We start from the raw sequence: 18,529 nt of genomic DNA on the forward strand, positions 1-18,529 counted from the left end.
GTCCGGGTGGCGGAATTGGTAGACGCGCTAGCTTGAGGTGCTAGTGCCCGTATTAGGGCGTAGGGGTTCAAGTCCCCTCTCGGACACAGGAAATGCGTGCCCCCTGACCTTTCGGTCGGGGGGCATTTTCTGTTGTGTCTTCCCGGCGAGTGCCGCCATCGCTGCGCTCGGGGCGTCCTCCGCGCACACCTCCCCACCCCGTGCGAGGTTCCGCGCTCCGTGCGGCGCTGCAAGCGCGCACCGAACACGCAACACCGCACCAGATCGTGAACACAGCACGGCGCGAACGCACGTGACGGACGGACGGGAGGCGCGGTACCAGCTGGCACCGCGCCTCCCGTGCGTCCGTGGGTGCGTCTAGCTCTTCGACGCCTCGACGAAGTTGCGTCGCGGGTCGGTCTCCTTGATCAGGGAGGTCGCGTCGCGACCGGACACCGCGCCGGTGATCCAGCCGATGACGATGCGCGCCTTCCGGTTCAGGGTCGGCATCGCGTACACGTGGTAGGCGCGGTGCGCGAGCCACGCGAACAGGTTGGTCATCTTGATGCCCTTGATGTTCGCGGCACCCTTGCCCACACCGTACGACGCGACGGTGCCGATGGAGGGGTGGCGGTACTCCTCGAGCGGCTTGCCGGTGATGGTCGCGACGATGTTGTCGGCGGCGACCACGGCCTGACGGACGGCGTTCTGCGCGTTCGGCGGGTAGAACGCCGGCTGCTTGTCGGCGGTCAGGTCGGGCACCTGCGCGACGTCACCGAGGCCCCAGACGCCCTCGACGACCTGGTGGGTGTCCTCGGCCTCGACCTGGAGCTTCGCGTTGGCGGCGAGGTGGCCCTTCGGCCCGCGCGGCAGGTCGGAGGCGTCGAGGAGCGGGTTCGGCTTGACGCCTGCGGTCCAGACGAGCAGTCCGGTGGCGAACTCGTCGCCGTCGGAGAACTTGACGACACCACCCTCGGCGCTCGGCATGGTGGTCTTCAGGCGGACGTCGATGCCGCGGGCACGGAGCGACTCGAGCGTCCACTTGGACAGCTCCGGGCCGACCTCGGGCGCGACGCGGTCGAGCGCGTCGATGAGCACCCAGCGGGGCTGTTCGCCGGCGAGCGACGGGTAGGTCTTGATGGCGGCCTGCGACACGTCGAACAGCTCACCGATCGCCTCGACGCCGGTGTAGCCACCGCCGACGAACACGCTGGTCAGCAGACGACGGCGCTCGTCCTCGTCCCGCGTGGCAGCAGCCTTCGCGATGTTGTCGAGGAGCTTGGCGCGCACGTAGGCGGCCTCTTCGACGCTCTTGAAGCCGACGCCGTACTCCTCGAGTCCGGGGGTCGGGAACGTGCGGGTGACGGAGCCGAGGGCGACGACGAGCTGGTCGTAGCCGAGGGTGCGGTCGTCGCCGCCGGCGGTCGCGATCGAGACGGTCTTGTCGGCCGAGGAGATCGCGGTGACCTTGCCCTGGATCACGCGGGTCTTGCGCAGCGCACGGCGCAGCTCGACGGTGACGTCCTTCGGTGCGATGTGGCCACCGGCGACCTCGGGCAGGAACGGCAGGTACGTGTAGTAGGTGTTCTGGTCCACCAGCGTGATCCGCATGGGCACCGTGGCCGCGTGCTTCTGGAGCTGCTTGACCGTGGCGTAGCCAGCGGAGCCGCCGCCGAGGACGAGGACGTGAGGGATCGAGTCTGCCATTCCTCCGGTCTACCGGACTTTGGCTTGGCGCGTCATGAGTTCCGCGGCCTGTCGCGGAGCCGCCACCACGCGGTCTCGGCGAGTTCGGGGCCCGTGAACACTCCGTGCGGGGTGCGGCGGGACTCGGTGAGCGAGAAGCGGCGCAGCCGGTAGCCGCCGCCGAAGCGGTCGATGATCGCCTCGGGCGACGCCTCGGGGTCGCGTTTGACGTACCAGGTGCGATCGTCGACCGGCTCGATCACGCGGCCGTCACCGACGTCCGCCGATGCGGGAGCGCAGGATGTCGATGCGCTTCTGGATCTGCTCGATGCTCGCCTGTGCCACGGCCGGACCGCCGCTGATGCGCCGGAGTTCGGCGTGGATCGATCCGTGCGGCTCGTTCGAGTGACGGGACCAGATCGACACGAGCCGGGCGAGCTCGGTCCGCTGTTCCTTGATCGTCATGTACATCGGGCGGTCCGGCTCGGGCGCCTTGGGCAGGCCGTCCTTGGCCGTCCGACCCTTGGACCGCTTGGCCTGGGTCGCCTGCCGGGCGCGCAGGAGGTCGCGCACCTGGTCGGGTTCGAGGAGCCCCGGGATGCCGATGAAGTCGAGCTCCTCGAGGGAACCGACCTCGCCGCCGGTACCGAACTCGCCGCCGTCGTAGAGGACGCGGTCGAAGGACGCCTGCGAGTCGAGCGCCTCGAACGGCTGGACCTCGAGCAGGCTCTCGGACGCACGGTCTTCCTTGTTGGCCTCGGCGACCATGGCGTCTTCGGGGTTGTACATCCCGTCGTCGGCGTCCTTCGGGCGGTCGAGGGCGTGGTCGCGCTCGAGCTCGAGGGTGGCGGCGAGGGCCATCAGGCCGGGGACGCTCGGCAGGAAGACACTCGCGGTCTCACCACGACGACGGGCACGGACGAAGCGGCCGATGACCTGTGCGAAGAACAGCGGCGTGCTCGCGCTCGTGGCGTAGACGCCGACGCAGAGCCGTGGGACGTCGACGCCTTCGGAGACCATGCGGACGGCGACCATCCAGCGCGAGGTGTCCTCGGCGAAGGCGCTGATGCGGCTCGACCCCGCGGCTTCGTCGGACAGCACCACGGTCGGGCGCTCCCCCGTGATCTGCTGCAGGATCCGGGCGTAGGCGCGGGCCGTGGTGGTGTCCGTGGCGATGACCAGACCGCCGGCGTCGGGCACACCACGGCGGACCTCGGTCAGGCGCTTGTCGGCGGCGGAGAGCACGGCCGGCATCCACTCGCCCTCGGGCGACAGTGCGGTGCGCCAGGCCTGGGCCGTGATGTCCTTCGTGACCTGCTCACCCAACGAGGCCGACATCTCGTCGCCCATCCGGGTCTTCCAGCGCATCTGGCCGGCGTAGGCCATGAACAGCACCGGGCGGACGACGCCGTCCTTGAGTGCGCGGCCGTAGCCGTAGTTGTAGTCGGAGATCGAGGTGCGGATGCCCTGCTCGTCGGGGGCGTACTGCACGAACGGGATCGGTGCGGTGTCGGAACGGAACGGGGTCCCCGACAGCGAGAGCCGTCGGGTGGCACCGGAGAACGCTTCCCTGATGCCGTCGCCCCACGTCAGGGCGTCGCCGCCGTGGTGGACCTCGTCGAGGACGACCAGGGTGCGCCCGCCCTCGGTGATGCGCTTGTGCACCTCGGGGTTCATGCCGACCTGGGCGTAGGTGATCGCGACGCCCTGGTAGTGCCGGCCGAACATGCCGTCGCCGTTCTTGAACATCGGGTCGATCCGGATGCCCACGCGGTCGGCGGAGTCGGCCCACTGGCGCTTCAGGTGCTCGGTCGGTGCGACGACGACGATGCGGTCGACGGTGCCGCGGGCCAGGAGCTCGGTCGCCAGTCGGAGCGCGAAGGTGGTCTTGCCGGCACCCGGGGTCGCTGCCGTCAGGAAGTCGCGGGGTTCCTTCTCGAAGTACTTCGTGAGCGCTTCGATCTGCCAGGCGCGGAGCTTCGATGCCGTGCCCCATGCGGCCCGGTCCGGGAACGCCGGCGACAGGTGCTGGACCGCCGAGTTGCCGGCCGCTTCGGCCAGGGCCGCGGCGTCGGCTTCGTCACGGGCGGCGTCACCGTCGGCCTGCGCCGTGTCGAGCGTCGGCGATGTGCCGCCGGCGCCGGACTGGTCGTCACCCGACTCCGCCCACAGCGTGGCGGGCTGCTGGTCTTCGTACTCCGCTGCGCTCACTGAACCCGATTCTACCGCCACCGTCAGTCCTGCCGAGCGTGCGGGACGCCCCCGTCAGGGGTCCGACGGACCAGGGATGCCGGTCGCAGGACGCCGGCGCCGAAGCGAGCGGCGACCGCGTCCACGGTGGTCTCGGTGTCACGCCACGGCGCGTCGTCGTCCCACAGGGCGTTGCTGGCAGCCGTGGGCACGAGGTTCTCGCCGCGCACGCCGATCAGCCGGATCTGGTTGCCGGGTCGGTGCAGCACGTCGTACAGCTCGACGGCTTCGCGGTGCAGGCGCTTCGCGACGTCGGTCGGTTCCGCCAGGGTGCGCGACCGGGTCAGCGTGGTGAAGTCGGTGTAGCGGACCTTGAGCGCCACCGTCCGGGCCTGCACGTCGGCCTGGCGCAGGCGGACCGCGACCTTGTCGGCCAGGCGGAGGAGTTCGCGAGCGACGTCGTCGCGCTCGGTCAGGTCGCGGCCGAACGTGATCTCGTGCCCGATCGACTTCTCGCCGACGCCGGTGTCGACCACGCGCGGGTCGCGACCCCAGGACAGGTCGTGCAGCCGCTGCCCGCCAGCCGGGCCGAGTGCCGAGACGAGCGAGCCGAGCGGGGTGTTCGCCAGGTCGCCGACGGTGCGGATGCCCCGGCGTTCGAGCGTCTCCTGCGTCTTGCCGCCCACGCCCCAGAGCGCGGAGACCGGCTGCGGGTGCAGGAACGCCACGGTGTCCGCTCCGGGCACGACGAGGAGGCCGTCCGGCTTCGACCGGCTGGAGGCGAGCTTCGCCACGAACTTGGTCGATGCCGCACCGACCGAGCAGTGCAGCCCGGTCTCGGCGAAGACCGTGCGGCGGATCGCCTGGCCGATCTGCCACGGCGTGCCGTAGAGCCGGAGCGCGCCGGCGACGTCGAGGAACGCCTCGTCGATGCCGAGCCGCTCGACCCGCGGGGTGAACCGGTCGAAGATCGCCATCACGGACGCGGACTTCGCCCGATACTTCTCGAAGTGCGGTTCGACGATCACGGCGTTCGGGCAGCGGCGTTTGGCGACGGCCATCGGCATGGCGGAGTTCACGCCGTACCGACGGGCTTCGTAGGTGGCCGCCGTGACGACGGAGCGGTCGGAGTCGTGGCCCACGATGACCGGCAGGCCCTGCAGGTCGGGGCGGTCGAGCAGTTCGACGGAGGCGAAGAAGGCGTCCATGTCGACGTGAAGCACGGTCGCCGAGACGTCGTCCACCGGTGCGTCGGAGACGAGGCGGTTCCGTCCGTCCTGCTTGCTCACACCGAGATGATGCCAGGCGCCACCGACATCGCCGTGCCCGGCGTGCCGACGGCCGCACGGTGCGAGGTTCGTCCCGTCGTGCGCGGTTGTTTGCCCGCCGTCGCACCGTGCGCCCTTCGCAACTCGGTGCCGGGTTGGTTGCACGGTGCGACGCCACAAGGCAGCACCGAGCGGCCAACCCCGCACCCGCCGACGGACCCCGCACCGAGCGCCGCCACGCCATCGCCCGCGGCACCGCGCGCCCTTCGCAACTCGGTGCCGGGTTGGTCGCACGGTGCGGCGCCGCAAGGCAACACCGATCGGCCAACCTCGCACCGGCCGACGGACCCCGCACCGAGCGCCGCCACGCCAACCTCGCACCGGCCGACGGACCCCGCACCGTGCGCCGCTACGCCGCTACGCCGCCCTCGCACCGGAAGCGCCCCGGAGCGCAGCGCTCAGCCGAGCGGGCCGAGCACCGACGCGGCGATCGTCCGCGCCGCGGAGTCGCGCGACGACGGGTGGTACTGCCCCGCCCGGACGTCGCGCGCCAGCCGCGCCAGCTCACTCGACGCCCGGAACGCCGAGCCGCCGACGACGCGCATGGCCTCGTCCACGACGTGCTGCGCCGTGTCCACGGCCCGCGCCTTCGTGCCGACGAGCAGCGGGAACCACCGGGCTCCGAGGTCGTCGACCTCGTCGACCGACCGCGCCAACGAGTCGACCTGCAGCGTGATCGCGTCGACCGCGCCGCGCAGGTCGGCGATCGCCCGGCGCACGTCGGGGTCCTGCGACCGCAGAGTGCCGTCGGCCGCGGTGCGGTGCGCCACGGCGGTCGCCGCGAGCGCGACCCCCCGCTCGGCGATCCCGACGTACACCGACGCGATGAGGAGCTCGAACGAGGCGAAGATCCCGAACACGAGCGGGTCCTGGTTCGGCCCGACCGGCAGTGACCGGACGATGCGGCCAGCCGGGACGTGCACGCCGTGCAGGTTCGTGGTGCGGCTCTGCGTCGCGCGCATCCCGAGCGTGTCCCAGCCGTCCAGGTGTTCCACGTCGCCGTCCGACCGCAGCACGAAGCCGTGCACGAGCCGGGGTTCCGCCCCCGAGGTGTCCTTGCCGAAGACGCTCATGACGTCCCACGCCGGAGCGAGGGAGGTGAACACCTTCGTGCCGGTGAACCGGTACCCGCCGTCGCCGTCCGGCTCCGCCGTCGTCGACGAGTCGAACAGCACGGCGTCGTTGCCGGGTTCGCTCACCCCGAAGGCGAGCAGCTGGTCGTCCGCCGCGTGGTCGGTGACGGCCTGGAGGAACGACTCACCTCGCGCACGGACGGCGCGCGCCGCCTGCACCCACACCTGGTGCATGCCGAGGCCGAGCGCCGTCGCCGGCGCGGCCTGGGCGAGGGCGCGCTGCACGTCGGCGGTGGCGCGGAGGCCGAGGCCCGCCCCGCCTTGCTCGACGGGGACACCGATCCGCAGGTAGCCGGCGGCGCGGAGCTCGTCGAGGTCCTCGGTGCAGAACGCGTTCGCGGCGTCGTACCCGGAGGCGCGCCCGGCGATGCGGTCGAGCAGTTCGTCGGGCACCGACCAGCCGACGGCGTCCGTGTTGGCCTTCGTCATGCCACGAGACTAGGGTCCGGGACGTGTCAGATCGTCATCCTTGGACCAGGTACGTCGCGATCGGTGACTCGTTCACCGAGGGGATCGGGGACCCCGACCCGACCGTCCCGGGCGGCAACCGCGGCTGGGCGGACCGCGTCGCCGAGGTGCTGGCACACCAGACGGACGACTTCGCGTACGCGAACCTCGCGATCCGCGGGCGGCTGCTCCAGCAGATCATCGACGAGCAGGCCGAGGCCGCCGTCGCCCTGCACCCGGACCTCATCACGGTGTCGGCCGGCGGCAACGACATCATCCGCCCCGGCTCGGACCCGGACGAACTCGCCGAACGGGTGGACCGGCTCGTCGCGGACCTGCGGCGCGACGGTGCCACCGTCGTGCTGTTCACCGGCCCGGACGTCGGGATGACCCCGGTGCTCGGCATGGTCCGCGGCAAGACGGCGATCTACAACGAGAACCTGCACGCCATCGCCCTGAAGCACGGCGCCCTGGTGGCCAACATGTGGGCACTCCGCGTGCTCCGGGACCCGCGGATGTGGGCTCCGGACCGGCTGCACCACTCCCCGATGGGCCACTCCACGATCGCCGCCGCGGTGCTCGACACCCTCGGTGTGCCGCACGGACTCGAACCGTTCAACCCGGACCCGCTCGAGGCACGCCCGTGGCGCGAGGCCCGCGCCGAGGACCTCGGGTGGGCCAGGGAGTACCTGGTGCCGTGGGTGGTCCGCCGCCTCAAGCACACCTCGTCCGGCGACGGGGTGACGGCGAAGCGGCCCGAGCTGCAGATCGTCACCGAGCACCCTTCCGACACCCCGTAGCCGACGACGCCCCTTCGAGTCCGCACGCCTGCGCAGCCGCGACACACCACGGTCATCGCGCCCCGGCTCACCGGGGCGCGATGACGCTACGGGGGCGCGAACCGCGTCGTGCGCGCCGCGAACGGGGTCGTGCGCACCCCGTGGTCGGCACCGGTCAGTCAGCGGGGCGACGGAGCGTCATCGGACCGTCGTGCAGCGGCTCGGTCTTCCACTTCGCCCCGACCGTGCCCGCGTCGAGGTCGATGCGCAGGTGCAGCAGGTGCGGGGTCTCCAGGAAGCGGACCGCGACGAGCACGGTGCCCTCCGGCTCGGTCGCCGCACTCGCCGCGAGGGCGCCCTCGACGGCCCACCGTCCTTCGCCGAGCGGCACGGACTCCGACCGGCCGTCGTCGGTGATCGTCAGGCGGATCCCGTCTGCACCGCGCGCGAACGTGGCGGCGTCGAGGATCCCGCCGGGACGCGACCGCAGCTCGACGTCGGCGAGGTGCTCCGGAAGGCGACCACCCTGCACCGGTGGCAGCCCGAGGGAGGCGAGCCGGGCCTCCAGTGCGGTGTCCGCATCCGTGTCGGTCGTGCCGTCGACGGCGGGCAGGAGGTGCTGCCAGGCCGCGTCGAGGACCGCCTGCATGTCGACGGTCTGACCGGTGATCGCGAGCACGACGTCCTGCTCCGGCAGGACGACGCAGAACTGACCGTAGGCGCCGTCGCCGCGGAAACCGTGGCGGGCCATCCAGAACTGGAAGCCGTACCCCTTCGACCAGTCCGGGTTGGCCTCGTCCGGGTTGGCGACCTGCGTGCTCGTGGCCTGTTCGACCCAGTCGGCGTCGAGGATCCGCTCGCCGTTCCAGACGCCGTCCTGCAGGTACAGCTGGCCGAGCTTCGCGACCGCGTCGGTCGTGGCGTAGCACCCGCTGAACCCGAACTCCGCGCCGGTGTCGTCGCGGCGCCACGCGAGGTCGTCGATGCCGAGCGGGTCGAGCAGGTGCGGGCGGAGCCAGGCCACGAGCGACCCGCCGGTCACGCGCCGGACGATGCTCGCGAGCGTGTACGTGCACGGCTGGTTGTACGCGAAGACCGAGCCGGGCTCCTCGTCCGGCGGGAGCAGCAGGAACCCGCGCACCGTGTTCGTCGGATCGAGGGCCTCCGCCCGTTCGAGCGTCTCCTCGCGGTGCCCGCTCGCCATCGCGAGCAGGTGCCGCACCCGCATCCGGCGGCTGCGCTCATCGGTGACGTCGGCGTCGAGCTCCGGGAAGTACGACAGCACGGTCGCGTCGAGGTCGACCAATCCCTGCCGCACGGCGATGCCGACGGCCGCTGCGGTGAAGCTCTTGCTCAGCGAGTAGAGCAGGTGCACGCGGTCGGCCGAGTACGGCTGCCACCACCCCCCGGCAGCGACCTGGCCGTGCCGGAGCAGCATGAAGCTGTGCGGCTCGACGCCGGGTGTCGACTCGAGGGCGTCGACGAACGCGAGGACTCCGCGGGCGTCGACGTCGAGGGCGGAGGGGGTGGTCCGGGGGAACGTCGTCATCGTCGTCACCCGACCGACTCTACGGTCGGGCACCGACGAGCGTCACGCCCCCTGGAACGGGTTCGTCCAACGCCACCAGACGCCGGGGTCGTCGATCGTCCGCGCGAGCGCGAGCGGCACCGTGACCGGGTCGTGGTCGGAGATGCGGAACCGGACCCGCCCGACCCGCTCGCCCTTCGTGCCGAAGGTCACCCGCTCGAGCGTCGCCTTCGCGGTGACCGTGGTCTTCCCCCACACGAGCACCTCGGCGGCCTTCGTCGTGACCGCGTCCGCCTCGTCCTGCCACGGGGTCGAGAAGGTGCCGAAGGTCTGCCCCCGGTGGGTGAGCGTCACCACCTGGAAGTTGTCCGCGACGGACCGCAGCAACCGCTGCACGTCGTTGTCGAGGGAGTCGTGGTCCACGCCACCGAGCATCACGCCGACGACGGTGACCTGCCTGCCGCCACGCTCGTACGTCGCCGCGAACAGCAGGCAGGCCCCGGCCTCGTCGAGCGTGCCGGTCTTGATCCCCTCGACGCCGTCGAGCCCGAGGAGCTTGTTCGAGTTCTCGATCGCGCCGACCGTCGGGATCGTGACGTCCTGCGTGCCGACGATGTCCTTGACGACCGGGTTCGCGAGCGCCAGCTGCCCGAGCTCGACCAGGTCGGTCGCGGTCGAGGTGTTGTCCGGGTCGAGGCCGGTCGGCTCGTGGATCGTCGTGTCGTCGAGGCCCTGCTCGTCGAGCCACTTCGCGGCCGCTCGCTCGTAGGCGTCGAGGGATCCGAAGGCCCAGATGGCGAGCGCGCCGGCGTAGTTGTTGGCCGACTTCATGAGCATCACCTGGAACGCCTGGTGCTCGGTGAGCTTCAGGCCGGCCGGCATCGGGGCGACCTCGCCGTTCTGCGCCGCGTACTTCGCGTACAGGCCCTCCATCTGCTTCGTGAAGCGGATGGCCGGGCCCGACTGTCCGGGCGCCATCGGCTTCTCGTCGAGCACCACGAGCGCCGTGACGACCTTCGTGATGCTCGCGATGGACCGGGGCTTCGTGTCGCCGCTGGTACGCAGGCTCTCGGGGAAGTCCGTCGCTTCGACCGCGGTCGCGCCGTAGCCCGGGAAGCTCAGTGCCGGGGCAGTCGTCCTCGGTGCCGAGTAGGTGGTGGTGCTGGCGCTCGCCGGACCGAACGGCACGACGGCCGCGGCGACGAGGTACCCGGCCACCAGGAGCAGCACGGCGACCACCGAGATCGTGACCGGCCTCCGGACGGCGGAGCGGGGGCGGCGGACGACTCGTGACACGGGACCCGAGCGTACCGGTCCGCTCCTAGGCCGAGGCTGCGACCGGCTGGTCGGGCTGCCGTTCCGGAGCAGGGGCCTGGGCGGCCGGGCTGGCGGGGTGCGCACCCACGGCCGGGTCGGCCACATCGGCCGCGCCGGTCGTCTCGGGCCGCGCGAAGGTCAGGCGACGGGACAGGTACGCGAACACCGGGCCGAGCGCGTTCATCAGCACGACCGAGACCCAGGCGGCCCAGGCGTTCCCCGGGTCGAAGCCGAACCCGCCGAAGCACGTCGCGAAGAACGAGGCGAACCCGAGGAACATCCCGGGGACGAGCCCGAACAGCTTCGTGCGACCGGTGTACATCAGCGCGCAGTTCACGACGAGGATGAGCAGCGCCAGCACGGTGTTCTGCGCCGCCTGCCGCTCGCCGAAGAGCGTGCCGAACCGCTGGTCGAGCAGGACGATGACCAGACCGAACGCCGACCCGATCGGCATCGCGGCCCAGAGCCGGGTGGCGTTCCGCAGCGTCGGCTTGCTGCCGAGCAGGAACATCCCCGCCCAGCTGATGAAGACCGCCCAGGTCGGCAGGTGCAGGGCGTTGCCCCCGATGAACGCCGTGGCACCGGCCAGGACGGAGGCGACGATCTCGTGCGGGATCCGTTCACGCATGGCTGAGTTCCTTCGATCGGTTCGTGGTGCGGCTGGTGGTGAGTCGGGTGGTCCTGGTGGTCTCGGCGACGACCCGGCCGCGCTTGACGACGAGGGCGCGGTCCGGCCGGTCGAGCAGCACGCCGTCCGGGTCCGTGGTGGAGAGCACGACGAGGTCGGCGGCGGCACCGGGCCGGATGCCGTGGGTGTCCGCGACGCCGACGACCTGCGCGGCACCGGTGGTGGCCATCGCGAGCACCCGTCGCAGGTCGTCCGGTCCGGACAGGTGCCCGGTCTGGGCCAGCAGGAGCCCGACGTCGAGCAGGTCGGCGTTCCCGAACGGGGTGAAGGCGTTCCGGACGTTGTTCGACGCGTACGCGCTCGTGACGCCGGCGTCCCAGAGCTCACGGACCGGCACGACCCCGCGGCGGACGTCGTGGTCGTCGGACCGGCCGCCGAGGTGCAGGTCGGTCGCGGGCAGCGGCACGACGGCGACCCCGGCGGCGGCCAGGCGGTCGAACAGCACCCGGCGCTCGCCGCGGGGCAGGCTGGCGACCGAGGTCACGTGGCCGAGCGCCACCCGCCCCTGCAGCCCGCGGGCGGCCACACGGTCGGCGATGTGCCCGGCGAGCGCGTACCGCGGGTCGGAGGTGTCGTCGGCGAAGTCGGCGTGCAGGTCCGCCGGCACGCCGAACTCCTCGGCGAGGTCCAGGACGGTCTCGACGTGCTCGTGGCACGCGGCGAGGGTGCGCTCGTTGTAGGTGCAGCCGCCGATGACGTCTGCCCCTGCGGCGAGCGCCCGGCGGAGCAGGGCCAGCGTGCCCGGTGCCTTCGCGATGCCCTCCTGGGGGAAGGCGACGATCTGCAGGTCGAGGGCGTCCCGGTACTCGTCGCGCAGGTCGAGCAGGACCTCGACGCCGGTGAGCCCGACGATCGGGTCGACGTCGGGGTGTGCGCGGACGAGGGTCGTGCCGTTCGTGATGGCCTGGTCGAGCAGGGTGCGGGCGCGGTCGCGGACGGTGGCGTGGGTGAAGCCGCGCTTGAGCTCGCCCGTGACGGCGATGGCTCCGGCGAGTGTGCCGTCGGGGTTCGGGCGTTCCCGGTCGAGCAGGGCCTTGTCGACGTGCAGGTGCGCTTCGATGAGTCCGGGGATGACGACGCGGCCGGCGCAGTCGACCACCCGGGCGGAACCAGCGGGAGCGGCGGCACCAGGGAGCGTGTCGGAGATGCTGGCGATCAGGCCGTCGGTGATCACGAGGTCGACGGAACGGCCGTCGGTCAGCCGTGCATTGGTGAGGACCAGGTCCACGTCGGACCTCTCTTCCGGTCGGTGCTGGCGGGGTGTGCTCCACCATTCGCCCACCGTGTTTCGGGTTCCGACGCCGGATGTGACGGCCGTGTAAAAGTTGGTCGTACCAATGAACCAAGCAGACCAACGGGCCCTACGGTCGATGGCATGCACCGTGGACGGACCCTGAGTGCGGCGACCGCCGCCCACCTCGGCACGCTCGTGCTCGACGACCTGCAGCCCGGCGACAAGCTGCCGCCGGAACGCACCCTCGCCGAGGACCTCGCCGTGTCCCGCACGACGATCCGCGAGGCGTTGCAGGAGCTGGAGCGCCGTCGCCTGGTCTCCCGGACCCCTGGTCGTGGCACCGTCGTGCTGCCGAGGCCGGAGGAGGCGTCGGCCCTGCTCGACCACCACCGCGACGACCTGGACCACCGGGCCGAGCACGTCGCCGAGTTCCGGACGGTCGTGGAGCCGCAGGTCGCGGGACTCGCGGCGGCGCGGGCGGGTGCGGCCGACCTGCTCACCCTGGAACGCATCCTCGCCGCCACGCACGCGGGCCTCAGCCCGGAGGAGTCGCTCGCGCAGGACGTCGCCTTCCACGTGCAGGTCGCCCGTACCTCGGGCAACCCCCTGCTCGTGTCCCTGTGCGAGCTCAGCAGCGGATGGGTGCAGGACGTCCGCGCCCGGTCGCACAGCACCAGCGAGGGGCGGCGGTCGTCGTTCGAGTGGCACGAGCGGATCCTCGAGCGGATCCGGCAGCACGACGTCGACGGCGCGGCCCGGGCGATGGCCGACCACCTCGCCGACGTGGCCCACCTGGTCGAACGGAGGACGGACCGATGACCACCGCACACCACACCAGCGCACACCGCACCACCGCACACCGCACCACCGCACACCAGAACACCGCCCCCGCGGTCCCGACCCTGCAGCCCGGCGCCGGGCCCGTCCGCGGCGACCACTCCCTGCACGTCGACCCGGAGACCGTCCTGTGGGGTCGGCTGCCGAGCGACGGTGACGTCCCCGCCCTGACGATCGGTGCCGGGGAGTCCGTCACCATCGACACCGTCAGCCACGAGGGGATCCTGCCCGACCAGGGCAGCGACCCCGTCGCCTGGTTCGGCGACCACGGTGTCGCCCCGGAGCACGTCCTCACCGACGCCGTCGCGATCGCCCGCTCCGGACACCGCGACCCCACGGCGGACGGCCCCCACGTGGTGTCCGGTCCGATCGCGGTGCGCGGCGCCCGCCCCGGTGACGTCCTGACCATGACGGTGCTCGAGACCCTGCCCCGGGTGCACTACGGCGTGGTCTCGAACCGGCACGGCCGCGGTGCCCTGCACGGCGAGTTCCCGGTCGACGGCACGACGGTGAGCGTCTTCGCCGACGTCGTCGACACCGCCCAGGGTCGACGGGGCCGCATCCCGCTCACCGCCGCGGGCGACCGCTTCGCGCACTTCCCCCTGGCACCGTTCCTCGGGATCATGGGCGTCGCGACCCCCGGCGAGCGGCTGCACTCCGTCCCGCCCGGTCGTCACGGCGGCAACATCGACGTCAACCTGCTGCAGGTCGGTTCGCAGCTGCACCTGCCGGTACTCGTCCCCGGTGCGCTGGCCCACGTCGGCGACCCGCACTTCGCCCAGGGCGACGGCGAGGTGGCGCTCACCGCGATGGAGGCCTCGCTCCGCGCCACCATCCGCTTCGACCTGACCCCGGCAGCCGAGGCCGCCGCCCGCTTCGGCGACCTGGTCTGGCCCGTCGCCGAGACGCAGGAGTTCCTGGTGCCCACCGGCATGGACCCCGACCTCGACGAGGCCGTCCGGCAGTGCGTCCGGCACGCCGTCGCGATCCTCGGCGCGCGCTGGGGCATGGAACGCCACCTGGCGTACGCGTACCTGTCCGCCGCGACCGACTTCAACATCTCGCAGGTGGTGGACCTGGTCACCGGGGTCCACGCCCGCATCCGCAAGGCCGACTTCGAGGAGCCCGTCCGATGACCACGCCCGGAACGTCGACCAAGCCGCACACCCCGGCCACGCCGGACGCGCCCGACGCCCCGGCCGGCCTGCTCGCAGCCCTCGACGCCTACGAGACGGCACTGCTGGCGAACGACCTCGACGCCCTCGACGCCGCCTTCGTCGACTCCCCCGGCACGATGCGCGGCGACGACCGCGGCCTGCTCGTCGGGCACGACGCGATCAGCGCGTTCCGCGGGGCACGGGGTGGGGTCGCGACCCGGTCGCTGACGCACGTCGAGGTCCGCCCCCTGACCGAGGACCGCGCCCTCGTCGTGTCGGTGTCCCGGTTCGCCGCGGGTGGGCAGGGCCTCCAGACCCAGCTCTGGCGCCGCGACGGCGAAGGCGACACCGACACCGACACCGGCGCCGGACCCCGCTGGCGCATCGAAGCGGCCCACGTCACCGGCCGCCCGAAAGCCGTCGACACCACCGTCTGGCGGGCCGTCGGCGACCCGCTCGTCGCACCCACCGCCGTGGGGCCGCTCGACGGCCTGACCATCGCCGTCAAGGACCTCTACGCCGTGCCCGGCCAGCCGGTCGGCGCGGGCAACCCGACTTACCTGCACGAGGCACCGGTCGAGACGACGGCCGCCCCCGCGGTCGCCGCGCTCCTCGCCGCCGGCGCGTCGATCCGCGGGATCGCACGCACCGACGAGTTCGCCTACAACCTGACCGGCCGGAACGCGCACCACGGCACGCCGCCGAACAGCGCGGCCCCCACCCGACTGCCGGGAGGCTCGTCCAGCGGATCCGCATCGGCCGTCGGCCTCGGGATGGTCGAGATCGGGATCGGCACGGACACCGCGGGCTCGGTGCGGGTCCCCGCCTCGTACCAGGGACTCTGGGGCCTCCGGACGACCCACGGCACGGTGTCCCGCGACGGGCTGCTCCCCCTGGCGCCGTCGTTCGACACCGTCGGGTGGCTCACCCGCAGCCCCGAGGTGCTGCTCGCCGCCCTCGACGCCACCGTCCCGCCGATGCCCGGACCGGACGACGCGGTCGACGCGACGGTGCTCGTCGTCCCCGAGGAACTCGTCGCGCTCGTCGAACCGGACACCGCCCGGGCCTTCACGGCCTTCGTCGAGACCCTCGACGAACCCGTCGCCACCGTCCGACTGCGCGACCTCGGCATCCCGGAGCCCCGAGCCCTGCAGGAGCAGCTGCGGCTCGTCCAGGCCGCCGAGGCCCTGGCAGCACACGGCCCCTGGATCGACGCGCACCCCGGAGCGCTGAGCGCCGTGGTCGGCGACCGGTTCCGCGCGGCCGGGGCGAACGACCCCGACGCGACCGCCGACGCCGTCACCGCCCTGGACGCCGTGCGCACGACGATCCGCGGTGCCCTCGCCGGTCGGACCCTGCTGTTCCCGACCGTCCCCGGGCCCGCACCGCTGCTGGGCGCGGACGCCCGAGCGCTCGAGCGCACCCGGACCGCCACCACGGCGATGACCGCGCTCGCGAGCGTCGGCGGGCTCCCCGCGGTGAGCGCACCGGCGATGACCGTGGCCGGCGCGCCCGTCGGCGTCTGTCTGGTCGGCGGACCGGACACCGACCGTGCCCTCGTGACCCGTGCCGGGCGCATGCTGCCGGACCAGCCCGCCCCGGGCCTCCCGACCGTCTCGGTGGTGCGCTAGGAGGCGAGCCGCCGGGCGTGGGTGACCGCCCACAGACCGACGGCGCTCGCCGCGGCCACGTTGAGCGAGTCGACGCCGTGTGCCATCGGGATGCGGACGGTCGTGTCAGCCGACGCGATCGCGGCCGGCGTCAGTCCCTGCCCCTCGGTGCCCATGACGAGCGCGACCCTGTCGGGCAGGTCCGCCACGAAGGCGTCGAGGTCGACGGACTCGTCCGTCAGTGCCATCGCGGCCAGGTGGAAGCCCTGTGCGCGGAGTTCCTCACCCGCCGCGGGCCAGTCGCCGATGCGGGTCCACGGCACCTGCAGGACGGTGCCCATGCTCACCCGGACGCTCCGGCGGTACAGCGGGTCGGCGCAGCGCGGGCTGACGAGCACGGCGTCGGCGCCGAGACCGGCGACGCTGCGGAACACGGCACCGACGTTCGTGTGGTCGACGATGTCCTCGAGCACGACGACGACCTTCGCGTCCCGCACCACGTCGGCGACGCTCGGCAGCTCGGGACGCTGCATCGCAGCGATCGCACCGCGGTGCATGCGGAAACCGGTGAGCTCCTCGAGCAGGGCGTCCGCACCGACGAAGACGGGACCGTCGTGCTCCGCGACCAGCGGCAGGACGCTGTCGAGCCACTTCTCCTGCACCAGGATGCTGCGCGGCACGTGACCGGCGCGGACCGCCCGCTCGATGACCGTGTTCGACTCGGCGATGTACAGGCCGCCCTCGGGCTCCGAGACCCGACGGAGCGCCACGTCGGTGAGCCGGGCGAAGTCGTCGAGGCGGGGATCGTCGAGGGAGTCGATGCGGACGGGGTGCACGGGGCTCGTTTCGGTGTGGTGCGGCGATGGCGTCCCCGGTGCTCCGCTCGGGAAGTGACCGGGACGGTCGGGTGTTGAGGGTACCGTGAACAGGGTGCTGGATGATGCTGCGTCGACGACCGGACCGACCACCGGAGCGGCCTCCGGGGCCACCTCCGGGTCGGTGAGCGCCGACGACCTCGACCGTGTCGTCGAGCTGCTCGCGGGCAAGCGCGTCGCCGTGCTCTCCGGCGCCGGTCTCAGCACCGACTCCGGCATCCCCGACTACCGCGGAGCCGGACGCGTCGTGCGGAAGCCCATGACGTTCCAGGAGTTCCTCGCCGACCCCGCGAAGCGCCAGCGGTACTGGGCCGGATCGCACCTGGGCTGGCGGAGCTTCGCGGCCGCCACGCCGAACGACGGGCACCGGGCGCTCGCCGCGCTCGAGGACGCCGGGATCGTCGCCGGCGTCATCACGCAGAACGTCGACGGCCTGCACCTGCGCGCCGGGTCCCGTCGCGTCGTCGAGATCCACGGGTCGATGGACCGCGCCGTGTGCCTGCGGTGCGGGCAGGTGTTCTCCCGCTCCGACCTCGCCACCACCATCGACCGGGCGAACCCCTGGATCGACGAGCCCGGGTCCGTGCAGCTGCAGCCCGACGGCGACGTCGAGATCACCGAGGTCGAACGGTTCGTCGTGCCCGCGTGCTCCGTCTGCGGCGGCGACCTGAAGCCCGACGTCGTCTTCTTCGGCGAGTTCGTGCCGGCCGAGAAGTTCCGCGAGGCCGTGTCGATCGTCGCCGACGCCGACGCGCTGCTCGTGGTCGGGTCCTCCCTCACCGTGAACTCGGGCGTGCGGCTGGTCGACCACGCGGCACGCCGGAAGAACCCGGTGGTCATCGTGAACCGCGGTGAGACCCGCAGCGACCGCCGGGCGGCCGTGAAGCTCGACGCCGGCACCACCGAGACGCTCGTGCACCTGGCGGAGCGGCTCAGTGCGGCGGGGGCGTCGCGCGCGGAGTCGCCCGCGGCGTCACCCGCAGCCTCACCCGCGGCGTCGCATGCGGCGTCGCGCGCGGACTCGCGCTCGTCCGAGTAGCCGGACGGGTCCGCCGGTCGCGTCTGCGAAGATCGACGGGTGACGACCCTCCTGTACCTCGTCCGCCACGGCGAGACCGACTGGAACGCGCAGCGCCGCATCCAGGGCTCCACCGACATCCCGCTCAACGACACCGGACGACGGCAGGCCGCCGAGGCCGCCGAACTCCTGACCCGCCGGCCGTTCGACGCCGTGGTCGCCTCCCCGCTGTCCCGCGCCGCCGAGACGGGTGCGATCATCGCCGATCACCTGGGACTCGACGCCCCGACGACGTACCCGGGCCTGGCCGAGCGGTCCTACGGCGAGGCCGAGGGCCTGACCGACGACGAAGTGTCCGCCCGGTACCCGCACGACGACATCCCCGGTCGGGAGTCCCGCTCCGCCCTGCTCGCGCGGATCACCGAGACCCTCGGCGAGATCGCGGTGCGCTTCGACGGAGGCGTCGTGGTGGTCGCGACGCACGGCGCGGTGATCCGCAGCGTCGTCAACGCCGCAGCCCCCGGGACGGCCGACCGCGGCCACACCCCGATCCGGAACGGGTCCATCCACTCGTTCCGGTGGGACCCGGAGCGCTTCCACGCCGAACTCGTCCGGTTCGACGACCCGATCGACGACGTCTCCGACGCCACCGGCGGCTCGGCGTTCGAGTACCAGAACCCCTTGGAACGCCGGGGCTGACCGGGGACTACGCTCCGACGCACC

At 72.5% G+C, this 18,529-nt stretch carries 16 protein-coding genes and 1 tRNA gene; 7 read left to right on the forward strand and 10 right to left on the reverse strand.

The window, feature by feature from the left end:
- Positions 1-86, forward strand: a tRNA-Leu gene (locus ITJ50_RS16385).
- Positions 87-357: 271 nt separating this feature from the next.
- On the opposite strand, the gene ITJ50_RS16390 is transcribed toward ITJ50_RS16385, so the two are convergent.
- The 5 genes from ITJ50_RS16390 to ITJ50_RS16410 form a co-directional block, all read right to left on the reverse strand.
- On the reverse strand, positions 358-1,686 hold the full coding sequence (locus ITJ50_RS16390; protein ID WP_017887302.1) for an NAD(P)/FAD-dependent oxidoreductase: 1,329 nt from the start codon (positions 1,684-1,686) through the stop codon (positions 358-360).
- A gap of 32 nt (positions 1,687-1,718) precedes the next feature.
- Positions 1,719-1,928 (reverse strand): hypothetical protein, encoded by a 210-nt coding sequence (locus ITJ50_RS16395; protein WP_017887301.1) that lies wholly within the window; start codon positions 1,926-1,928, stop codon positions 1,719-1,721.
- Positions 1,929-1,935: 7 nt separating this feature from the next.
- Positions 1,936-3,726 (reverse strand): DEAD/DEAH box helicase, encoded by a 1,791-nt coding sequence (locus tag ITJ50_RS16400; protein ID WP_042540322.1) that lies wholly within the window; start codon positions 3,724-3,726, stop codon positions 1,936-1,938.
- Positions 3,727-3,899: 173 nt separating this feature from the next.
- Positions 3,900-5,144 (reverse strand): DNA polymerase IV, encoded by a 1,245-nt coding sequence (gene dinB / locus ITJ50_RS16405; protein ID WP_194590942.1) that lies wholly within the window; start codon positions 5,142-5,144, stop codon positions 3,900-3,902.
- A gap of 437 nt (positions 5,145-5,581) precedes the next feature.
- Positions 5,582-6,745 carry an acyl-CoA dehydrogenase family protein gene (locus tag ITJ50_RS16410; RefSeq protein WP_194590943.1) on the reverse strand — a complete coding sequence of 388 codons (1,164 nt, stop codon included), beginning with the start codon at positions 6,743-6,745 and terminating at the stop codon, positions 5,582-5,584.
- A 23-nt stretch (positions 6,746-6,768) separates the two neighbouring features.
- Between ITJ50_RS16410 and ITJ50_RS16415 the strand changes: the two genes are divergently transcribed.
- Positions 6,769-7,563, forward strand: a complete 795-nt coding sequence (locus ITJ50_RS16415; RefSeq protein ID WP_194590944.1) for an SGNH/GDSL hydrolase family protein — start codon at positions 6,769-6,771, stop codon at positions 7,561-7,563.
- Positions 7,564-7,717: 154 nt separating this feature from the next.
- Here the strand turns inward: ITJ50_RS16415 and ITJ50_RS16420 are convergent, their stop codons facing one another.
- From ITJ50_RS16420 to ITJ50_RS16435, 4 genes are read right to left on the reverse strand one after another with little or no spacing between them, the layout of a single operon-like run.
- A complete protein-coding gene (locus ITJ50_RS16420) occupies positions 7,718-9,091 on the reverse strand; it encodes a serine hydrolase domain-containing protein (RefSeq protein WP_194590963.1) in 1,374 nt (457 codons plus the stop codon).
- Between the two features lie 42 nt (positions 9,092-9,133).
- On the reverse strand, positions 9,134-10,366 hold the full coding sequence (locus ITJ50_RS16425; protein WP_194590945.1) for a D-alanyl-D-alanine carboxypeptidase family protein: 1,233 nt from the start codon (positions 10,364-10,366) through the stop codon (positions 9,134-9,136).
- Positions 10,367-10,391: 25 nt separating this feature from the next.
- Positions 10,392-11,015: a DUF1097 domain-containing protein gene (locus tag ITJ50_RS16430; RefSeq protein WP_194590946.1), complete on the reverse strand. Its 624-nt coding sequence runs from the start codon at positions 11,013-11,015 to the stop codon at positions 10,392-10,394.
- Positions 11,008-12,303, reverse strand: a complete 1,296-nt coding sequence (locus ITJ50_RS16435) for an amidohydrolase family protein (protein ID WP_017887292.1) — start codon at positions 12,301-12,303, stop codon at positions 11,008-11,010. The genes ITJ50_RS16430 and ITJ50_RS16435 overlap by 8 nt, the downstream gene beginning before the upstream one ends.
- Positions 12,304-12,450: 147 nt before the next feature.
- On the opposite strand from ITJ50_RS16435, the gene ITJ50_RS16440 reads away from it, so the two are divergent.
- From ITJ50_RS16440 to ITJ50_RS16450, 3 genes are read left to right on the forward strand one after another with little or no spacing between them, the layout of a single operon-like run.
- On the forward strand, positions 12,451-13,128 hold the full coding sequence (locus ITJ50_RS16440) for a FadR/GntR family transcriptional regulator (protein ID WP_042540895.1): 678 nt from the start codon (positions 12,451-12,453) through the stop codon (positions 13,126-13,128).
- The gene (locus ITJ50_RS16445; RefSeq protein WP_194590947.1) at positions 13,125-14,282 is read left to right on the forward strand and encodes an acetamidase/formamidase family protein; all 1,158 of its coding nucleotides are present in this window, start codon (positions 13,125-13,127) and stop codon (positions 14,280-14,282) included. The genes ITJ50_RS16440 and ITJ50_RS16445 overlap by 4 nt, the downstream gene beginning before the upstream one ends.
- Complete coding sequence (locus ITJ50_RS16450) at positions 14,279-15,934, forward strand: AtzH-like domain-containing protein (protein ID WP_194590948.1); 1,656 nt, start codon at positions 14,279-14,281, stop codon at positions 15,932-15,934. The genes ITJ50_RS16445 and ITJ50_RS16450 overlap by 4 nt, the downstream gene beginning before the upstream one ends.
- On the opposite strand, the gene ITJ50_RS16455 is transcribed toward ITJ50_RS16450, so the two are convergent.
- Positions 15,931-16,749, reverse strand: a complete 819-nt coding sequence (locus ITJ50_RS16455) for a TrmH family RNA methyltransferase (RefSeq protein ID WP_027465662.1) — start codon at positions 16,747-16,749, stop codon at positions 15,931-15,933. The two genes, ITJ50_RS16450 and ITJ50_RS16455, sit on opposite strands and share 4 nt — an antisense overlap.
- Before the next feature lie 163 nt (positions 16,750-16,912).
- Between ITJ50_RS16455 and ITJ50_RS16460 the strand changes: the two genes are divergently transcribed.
- Positions 16,913-17,827 carry a Sir2 family NAD-dependent protein deacetylase gene (locus ITJ50_RS16460; protein WP_307359794.1) on the forward strand — a complete coding sequence of 305 codons (915 nt, stop codon included), beginning with the start codon at positions 16,913-16,915 and terminating at the stop codon, positions 17,825-17,827.
- 39 nt (positions 17,828-17,866) lie between these two features.
- A complete protein-coding gene (locus ITJ50_RS16465) occupies positions 17,867-18,505 on the forward strand; it encodes a histidine phosphatase family protein (protein WP_042540899.1) in 639 nt (212 codons plus the stop codon).
- Positions 18,506-18,529 lie beyond the last annotated feature (24 nt).

The sequence above is a fragment of the Curtobacterium sp. VKM Ac-2889 genome (genome assembly GCF_015350855.1).
Classification (GTDB): Bacteria; Actinomycetota; Actinomycetes; order Actinomycetales; family Microbacteriaceae; genus Curtobacterium; species Curtobacterium poinsettiae.

Excerpts from the sequence above, each read along its gene's own strand:
- ITJ50_RS16410 (WP_194590943.1), bottom strand. The coding sequence starts at position 6,745 with ATGACGAAGGCCAACACGGACGCCGTCGGCTGGTCGGTGCCCGACGAA.
- ITJ50_RS16420 (WP_194590963.1), bottom strand. The coding sequence starts at position 9,091 with ATGACGACGTTCCCCCGGACCACCCCCTCCGCCCTCGACGTCGACGCC.
- ITJ50_RS16430 (WP_194590946.1), bottom strand. The coding sequence starts at position 11,015 with ATGCGTGAACGGATCCCGCACGAGATCGTCGCCTCCGTCCTGGCCGGT.
- ITJ50_RS16440 (WP_042540895.1), top strand. The coding sequence starts at position 12,451 with ATGCACCGTGGACGGACCCTGAGTGCGGCGACCGCCGCCCACCTCGGC.
- ITJ50_RS16445 (WP_194590947.1), top strand. The coding sequence starts at position 13,125 with ATGACCACCGCACACCACACCAGCGCACACCGCACCACCGCACACCGC.
- ITJ50_RS16390 (WP_017887302.1), bottom strand. The coding sequence starts at position 1,686 with ATGGCAGACTCGATCCCTCACGTCCTCGTCCTCGGCGGCGGCTCCGCT.
- ITJ50_RS16450 (WP_194590948.1), top strand. The coding sequence starts at position 14,279 with ATGACCACGCCCGGAACGTCGACCAAGCCGCACACCCCGGCCACGCCG.